The following is a 7809-nucleotide window of genomic DNA, read 5'->3' as shown; positions in this document are numbered from 1 at the left end:
GGGCCGGCACAGATTGTGCCAGCCCCTCTGCTCAATGAAGCTCGTCAATCCCTCTTAATCGATCCCAATCGATCCCACCTGTTTGGGAAATCGGCGTGGGAGTTCTGCGTGGGAATCAGTCCAACGGTTCTTTAGCGGACTCCCCCGAGGAACCGTGCAAGGGTGCGGGTGCCGAACTCCAGCGATTCGAGCGGGACTCGTTCATCGTTGCCGTGGAACATGGCGGAGAAGTTGTAGTCTGCAGGCAGCGCGAGGGGCACGAACCCATATCCGGTGATGCCGAGCTGCATGAGCGACTTGTTGTCTGTTCCGCCCGAAAGCAGGTAGGGGGCGATAATCGCGTCGGGGTCCTCGGCGAGGATCGCCGCCGACATCTGATCGACGAGGTTCGCATCGAAAGGCACCTCGTAGCCCGAGGTGCGGACGATCGAGGTGACGTCGATGTCCGATCCGGCAAGCTCGCGAATGATGTAGTCGGCCTTGTCCTCGGTGCCGGGGATGGGCCTCATGTCGACAGCGCCGGTAGCAACACCGGGAATGACGTTGACCTTGTATCCGCCGTCCAGCTGGGTCGGGTTCGCCTGGGTCTTGAGCGTCGCGCCCACGAATGGCGAGGCGGGACCGAGTTCCTTCACGAGAGCCGCAAGATCGTCCGGATCCTCCGAGAACGGCAGCCCGGTCAGTTCCGCCACCTTCTCGAGCAGAACACGCACGGTGTCGGTCAGTTCGATGGGCCACTGCTCCTGCCCGATGCGGGAGATCGCGGTGGCGAGCTTCGTGATCGCGTTGTCATGGTTGACCTGGGAGCCGTGACCGGCCCGACCATTCGCGGTCAGGGTCATCCAGTTCATGCCCTTCTCACCGGTCTGGATGAGGTAGACGTTCTGGCCGCCGACCTGGACCGAGTAGCCACCAACCTCCGAGATCGCCTCCGTTGCGCCAGCAAACAGCTCCGGATGATTGTCGACCATCCACTGCGCACCGAGGACGCCGCCAGCCTCTTCATCCGCAAAGAACGCAACAATGAGTTCCCGTTCCGGCTTCCAGCCACGGGTTTTCATGTCGGCCAGGACCGTGAGGATCATGGCGTCCATGTTCTTCATGTCGACCGCTCCCCTGCCCCACAGGTAGCCGTCCTTGATCTCGCCACCGAACGGGTCGACAGTCCAGTTATCGGAGATCGCGGGAACAACATCAAGGTGGCCGTGGACGACGAGTGCGGGAAGGTCGGGATTTGAGCCCTCGACTCGCAGGACCACGCTGGCCCGCCCTGGCTCCGACTCGTAGATCTCGGATTCGTAGCCGTACTTCTTGAGGAAGTCGACAACGAAGTCCGCAGCTGGCCTCTCCGGTTTCGTTCGAGGATCAACACCGTAGTTGGACGTGTCGATACGAATGAGTTCTGCACAGAGTTCAGCAACGGTGGATGTGTCAATAGCTGCGGGATCAACGTGATTCATAAATCAAACATTAGTCCCCGAGAACATTCGAGGCCACGGCGTCCATGATTCTCATACCCGATCCACTGTCCAGCCCTTGCCCCGCCACCACCATCACTGACCAGCCAATACATTCGGATTCGATGCGTTCACTAAGAATCTGAAAGCGGACAATTCGCCCCTTTACACCCCCAATCTTTGTAGCGCAATGATGAACTTCCAATATGTCCATTTGCTGAAATTCACCTGAATGTTGTCTCAATATTTGCACAACGGGTGAATACTTTCATGATGTGAAGCATAATCAAGTGACCTTCGTCCCAACACTTACGTAGCAACGAAGCGTCGAGAAGATTACTGATTAGAGGAGAGCACATGACTAGTCATGTTCATGGTTCTCGGAGAAAGCTCCGCACCTGCATCGCCACACTTGGTGCAGGTGCGCTTTCGTTTGGGGCATTTATTGTCCCGGCAGCAGCAGCTCCGAGTGCCGACCCGATTTATGAATCCGACCCCTCCGTGCTGATCGGCCAGAGCGCGAACCAGGCAACGGTTGCTGGTTCCGCATACGGCTCACGCGCGACAGGCCAGTGGTTCGTTTCCTTCAACTCCGCTCCCGTCGTCAAGGGCGGCACTCAGGCTCGCGTCAATGCCGAACTGAATGAGCTGAATTCCGCCATTTCCGATCTCGATGTCGAAGTCACGGCCACCCACAGCCAGCTGTGGGCAGGTGCCGTTGTGACCGCTGATGACGACGAACTCGCCAAGGTTCTCGATCGCGTTGACGTTGCTGGCGTTTACCCCGTTCTGATTGTGGACGCCCCTGAGAAGCTCGATTTCGGTGCTGAGCCCGAGATGCAGTTTGCTGCTGGCATGACCGGCGCTGACTGGCTGCAGGACATTGGTGTGACCGGCCAGGGCCAGGTCATTTCCATCATCGATACCGGTGTCGACATTGACCACCCCGCATTCGGTGGCAGTGGCGTTTCCGGCACGACCCCCTGGACCGCCGAAGGTAACGGCGGCAAGATCATTGGTGGCTGGGACCTCGTCGGTGACGACTACAACGCCGACCCCTCCTCCCCCGCCTACTCCCCGATTCCGGTTCCGGACGCCAACCCCGATGACTGCCAGGGCCACGGCTCGCACGTTGCCGGTATCGCTGCCGGTAACGACGTCGAATCCGGCATGAAGGGCGTTGCCCCGGATGCTCTCATCCTCGCTTACCGCGTGTTCGGCTGTGACGGTTCCACCGACTCCGCCATCATGATCGAGGCCATGGAGCGCTCCGCCGCTGACGGTGCCGACATCGTCAACATGTCGATCGGCGCTTCCTTCATGACCTGGCCGAACTACCCGACCGCTGTCGCTGCCAACAACCTCGTTGATTCCGGTGTTGTTGTGACCGTGTCGCAGGGTAACTCAGGTGCATCCGGCATCTTCTCCGGTGGCGCTCCGGCCGTTGCTTCGAAGGTCATCTCTGTTGGTTCTGTCGACAACTACGCGTCCGAAGGACCCGCCTTCATTGTTGATGGCCAGCAGATTTCCTACTCGCCGGCCTCGGCTTCGCCCGCTCCTCCGACCGATGATTCCGAGCTTGAGCTCATTGCCTACCCGGCTGGTTCCGAGACGGGCGCTGCCCCGATCGAGGGTGCCGAAGGTAAGGCAGTTCTCGTTCAGCGCGGTAGCTCCAGCTTCTATGATAAGGCTCTCGCAGCCCAGGAGTCCGGTGCGGCCGCTGTTGTCATCGACAACAACACCGCTGGCGTCATCAACGCAACCGTTGAGGGCCCCGTCCAGATCACGATCCCCGTTGTCACGATCACCCAGGCTGATGGCCAGGCAATCCGCGCAGCACTCGCTGCGTCCGATGAGCCGGTCAACCTGACCTGGTCGAGCGAGACCGTGGTTTCCGAAATCGCTACCGGTGGCCTGATCTCGGACTTCTCGTCCTACGGTCTCGCCGCTGACCTGACAGTCAAGCCCCAGGTGTCCGCACCCGGTGGTTTCATCAACTCGGCATACCCGCTTGATGCGGCCGATGGCGATGGCACCGGCTACGCAACGATGTCCGGCACCTCGATGGCTGCACCGCATGTTGCTGGCGCCGCCGCCCTCATCCTCGAGGTCAGCCCTCAGCTCACCCCGCAGCAGGTCCTCACCTCGCTACAGAACACCGCTGATCCGCTCCTGTGGTCGCTCAAACCGAACCTCGGTTACCCCGAGCCGGTGCACCGCCAGGGCGCGGGCATGATCAACATCCCGAATGCTGTGTTCGCGAACCTCTTTGGCACCCAGATCACGCCGTCGCAGATTGACCTCCGTGACGCAGACACGGGCGCTTCCGAGACGCACACGCTGACGGTCACGAACCGTAATGATATTCCGGTTACCTACACGCCGTTCCACATCCCCGGCATCGCCACCTCCGGCATCAACGAAGCTCCCGACTACTACGGCGTTTCCGCGACCGTGAGCTGGTCGGCCAGCACCCTGACCGTCCCTGCTGGCGGCACCGCCACCATCAACGTCACCATCACGGAGCCCGCTGGCTTCGAGGGCGGCATCTACGGTGGTCAGATTGGCCTCGACGGTTCCGACAACACCCAGTCCATCGTCGCTTACGGCGGCATGGCAGGTGACTACGAGACCGACCGTTCGTTCATGACTCAGTGGACCTACCGCGACTACGGCTTGACCGAGGAGGAGGTCGGCGACCTCATTGACGAGCCGATTTACGACACCCCGGGTCTTGGCGTTCTCGTCAGCTGTGATGCTCTCCTTGAGGGCGAATGCGTTGACGGCGACCTCTACTCCTTCAACCTGGACGAGTACAGCTACACGATGGAAGATGGCGACACTCCGTACGCTGTCCTCCACATTGAGAACCCCATCTCCTACCTGAAGATCGAGGCGTTCCACGCCACGGCCGATGGTGGCAAGGGTGCTCCGGTTAGCCCCGACTACAACATCGTGTACGAATCGAATGGAGAGGGCTCTGCCCCCGGCATCCAGGCCTACCAGTGGGATGGCACCTTCCAGAAGGCTCCCGACAACGACCAGTCCCTCAAGGCACTTGATGGTGACTACGTTCTCGAGGTGACCGCAGTGAAGGGTCTCGGCTCGATCGATAACCCCGATCACGTCGAAACCTGGCTCTCCCCCGTGTTCACCATTGACCGTGACGGCGCTCCGGGCGAAGGCCCCGGCGACGGCACAATCGACGAGGACGTCAATAAGGGCTTCCTGCTCTACAACGACTTCACCTCAGCAGCCGACCACTACTTCAACTACGGCCGCGCCGGTGACGAAGTATTCGTTGGTGACTGGGATGGCGACGGTGTGGACACGATCGCGGTCCGCCGCGGCACCACCTTCTTCGTTCAGAACGAGCTCCGTGGCGGCCCCGCCGAGACGCAGTTTAACTACGGACGCAAGGGCGACGAAGTTCTCGTGGGTGACTGGGACGGTGACGGCTCGGATACCTTCGCGGTCCGCCGCGCCAACACCTTCTATGTCACAAACACCCTCCGTGGCGGCGTAGCTGACGAACAGTTCAACTACGGACGCAAGGCCGATGAGGTCTACGCGGGCGACTGGGATGGCGACGGCAACGACACCTTCGCGGTTCGTCGTGGCAACGCCTTCTTCTTCAACAACGAGCTCCGCGGTGGCCCCGCCTCGAGCACGATCAACTACGGTCGCGCATCGGATGAGGTCCTCGTGGGTGACTGGGATGGCGATGGTCAGGACACGATCTCGATCCGTCGAGGCAACGTCTTCCACATCTCCAACTCGCTCACGTCCGGTAACTCGGCACGCTCGTACGAGCTCGGCCGTGCATCCGACGAGGTTCTCGTCGGTGACTGGAACGGTGACGACATCGACACCGTCGGCCTCCGCCGCTAGGTGATCCAGTAAGTTGGCCCCCGGTTGCAGTGCAACCGGGGGCCACTTCTTGCTCTGATCTCTGCCCGTTTTCCTGCCCGATTCCTTACCCGGGTCCCTGCACAGGTCATTCTCGGATCCTTCTCGACAGGACAGGTACGTGAGGACATCTCCTCCCCGTCTCCTGTTCACTCGTCATTTACGCACACTAGGCCGGCTTTTTACCCCCGCTTCCTAGGTTGGAACTACCAGTGTTTTCCCATGGGAAGTGTGTAATGAAAAAGAATCTAGCCGCTCTGACTGTGGCCATGACCGCCGGCCTCATTGCCGTGTCCGGTCCCGCAGCACTCGGTGAACCAGCTTCCGAGAAGTCCAGCCTGGACTCCCCTGCACTCTCATCAACCAACGACAACCCCACGGTTGTGGACGGCGTGACCGTCCCCACCGAGGTGCGCGAAGGCTTCCGTGTCCTTCCCTACCTGCAGCGTGCCGCGTCGGACGAGATGACCTTCAACTGGTTCTCCGAGACCGGTGGTACCAGCCAGGTCACGGTGTTCGGTCCCGGACTACCCGAGAACGGCCTCACCCTCGACGTTGAGGGCGTGCACAACCCCGTCAACACCTACCAGGCGGGCGAACTGGCTCTTGGTGACCTCAACCGGAACAACGCCAAGGGCGTCGTTCCCCAGGGCACGTGGATTCGCGGCGAGAAGCCGTACAAGCATTCCGCCCACGTCACCGGCCTCGTCCCGAACTCGGATTACACGTACAGGGTGAACGAGGACGGGTACGTGCACGAGGCGTCGTTCTCAACCTTCCCCGAGGCCGGCAGCGATCTGACCGAACCCATTCACATCATCGCCTTCTCCGACACGGAAACCGACCCGGTTGGTCGCGTCACCTACCGCGAGTGGGTGGAGACCACGACCCTTGCCGAGGGTTCGGAGCCCCGCCCGGACGCTTCGTCCCTGTGGGCCGAGAAGTATGGTGTGTCGACCCGTGACGGCAAGACCTCCGTCAACTACCCGGTGACGGAGGATGATGCTTAGCGCTTCAACAACGCCCTCATCGAGGAACTCGACCCCGACATGATCCTGCTCCCAGGCGACCTGACGGAGCGTGCCTCGTGGCAGACCCACTGGGATGAGTGGTTCCGCTACTTCGCTGGCGACCAGGGTCAGGTTCTTGACTCGATCCCGATCTTCACCTCTCCCGGTAACCACGAGGTCTACGGCTACTGCGCGTCCCCGGATGACTGCACCCCTGTCGTTCGTGCGCGTGCCGCCTACAACCAGGCAATCGACACGCACGGCTCCACCAACGAGCACGCACTCGACGCGTACCACCGCACCGACTACGGCCCGGTCACCTTTATCTCCATCGACTCCAACAACGGAACCGACCAGAACATCGGCGATCCCGAACCCATGACCGGAAACGACGCGAACATCACAGATGAGCAGCTCGGGACCGACACCCAGAACTCGTTCACGATCACACAGTACGAGGCCGCGTTCCCCGTGGCCGTTGAGCAGGGGTGGTTGCCCGGAGTAGAGCCGACCGATCCGATCGATCAGCCAAACTTCATGCCCGGTTCCGAGCAGTACATCTGGCTCGAGGAGCAGCTGGAGGACGCTCGCTCGAACGGTCAGACCATCATCGTCCAGTACCACCACGTTGCCTACTCGAACGGCACCCACGGGACGACCATGAACCACGCCCAGGGATCCGATGCTCAGCCCGGCACCCCGATGAGGCACCTTGAGCCCCTCTTCGAGGAGTACGACGTCGCGGCGGTCTTCTCCGGTCACGACGAAATGTTCCAGTCCTCCTACGTCGACCAGGCCGGTGACCGCACCGGTGTCTACCACTGGGATGTTGGTGTTGCCTCCGATGGTCTGCGTGGCGACAAGATGATCCGCAACGAAGATGGCGAGTACGTTCCGCTCCTGTTCAACACCCACTCGACGTGGATGGCGCAGGCCGATGAGCCGGAGATGTAGGAAACGAACGAGAACGGTGTCCGTCACCTCGTTTCCGGTGGCAAGCACTACGGTCACCTCGATATCCAGATCCAACCCTACATGGGCACGGTCCTCACGAGTGGAGCGATGCCGGAGGCGGAAATGGTCATGACCCCCGTGTCCCTGTTCCCCATCCTTGACGACAACTACGACCTGGTCGACATTGAACGCCGCGAGCTGTTGAGCGGTCAGCAGACCGTCTACCTCGACGCAAATGGTTCCCCGCTTGCTGGCAAGCCCACCGAGGTTGAAGAACCGACCCCGGCTGATCCCATCCCTTCCGGTAACGCCTTCGTACTATCGAACTCGTGGGACTCCACCACGCACGACGTTGCCTTCGCCTATGGTCGCATCGGCGATGAGGTTCTCGTTGGGGACTGGGATGGTAACGGCGCCGACACGCTCGCGGTCCGCCGCGGCACCACCTTCTACGTCAACAACGAACTCCGCGGCGGCAA

Annotated in this window: 5 protein-coding genes; 4 read left to right on the top strand and 1 reads right to left on the bottom strand. The window is 61.0% G+C overall.

Annotated features, from left to right (window positions below; translation table 11 throughout):
- Positions 1 to 131: 131 nt before the first annotated feature.
- Entirely contained in the window at positions 132 to 1460 is a 1329-nt protein-coding gene (locus QMB98_RS08550) for a M20/M25/M40 family metallo-hydrolase (RefSeq protein WP_371685296.1), read from the bottom strand.
- Between the two features lie 354 nt (positions 1461 to 1814).
- Between QMB98_RS08550 and QMB98_RS08545 the strand changes: the two genes are divergently transcribed.
- From QMB98_RS08545 to QMB98_RS08530, 4 genes are all read left to right on the top strand, one after another.
- Positions 1815 to 5348 (top strand): S8 family serine peptidase, encoded by a 3534-nt coding sequence (locus QMB98_RS08545; RefSeq protein WP_371685294.1) that lies wholly within the window; start codon positions 1815 to 1817, stop codon positions 5346 to 5348.
- Positions 5349 to 5602: 254 nt separating this feature from the next.
- A complete protein-coding gene (locus QMB98_RS08540; RefSeq protein ID WP_371685292.1) occupies positions 5603 to 6376 on the top strand; it encodes a fibronectin type III domain-containing protein in 774 nt (257 codons plus the stop codon).
- Positions 6377 to 6394: 18 nt separating this feature from the next.
- Positions 6395 to 7330, top strand: coding sequence for a metallophosphoesterase (locus QMB98_RS08535; RefSeq protein WP_371685297.1), 936 nt, complete (start codon positions 6395 to 6397; stop codon positions 7328 to 7330).
- An 81-nt stretch (positions 7331 to 7411) separates the two neighbouring features.
- Positions 7412 to 7809: hypothetical protein (locus QMB98_RS08530; RefSeq protein ID WP_371685291.1), on the top strand; the 398-nt coding region annotated here is incomplete at its 3' end.

It is taken from the genome of Flaviflexus sp. (genome assembly GCF_041440645.1).
Taxonomy (GTDB): domain Bacteria; phylum Actinomycetota; class Actinomycetes; order Actinomycetales; family Actinomycetaceae; genus Flaviflexus.
The sequence above is the reverse complement of the archived record's forward strand: the minus strand, read 5'-3'. Positions and strand labels throughout refer to the sequence as shown.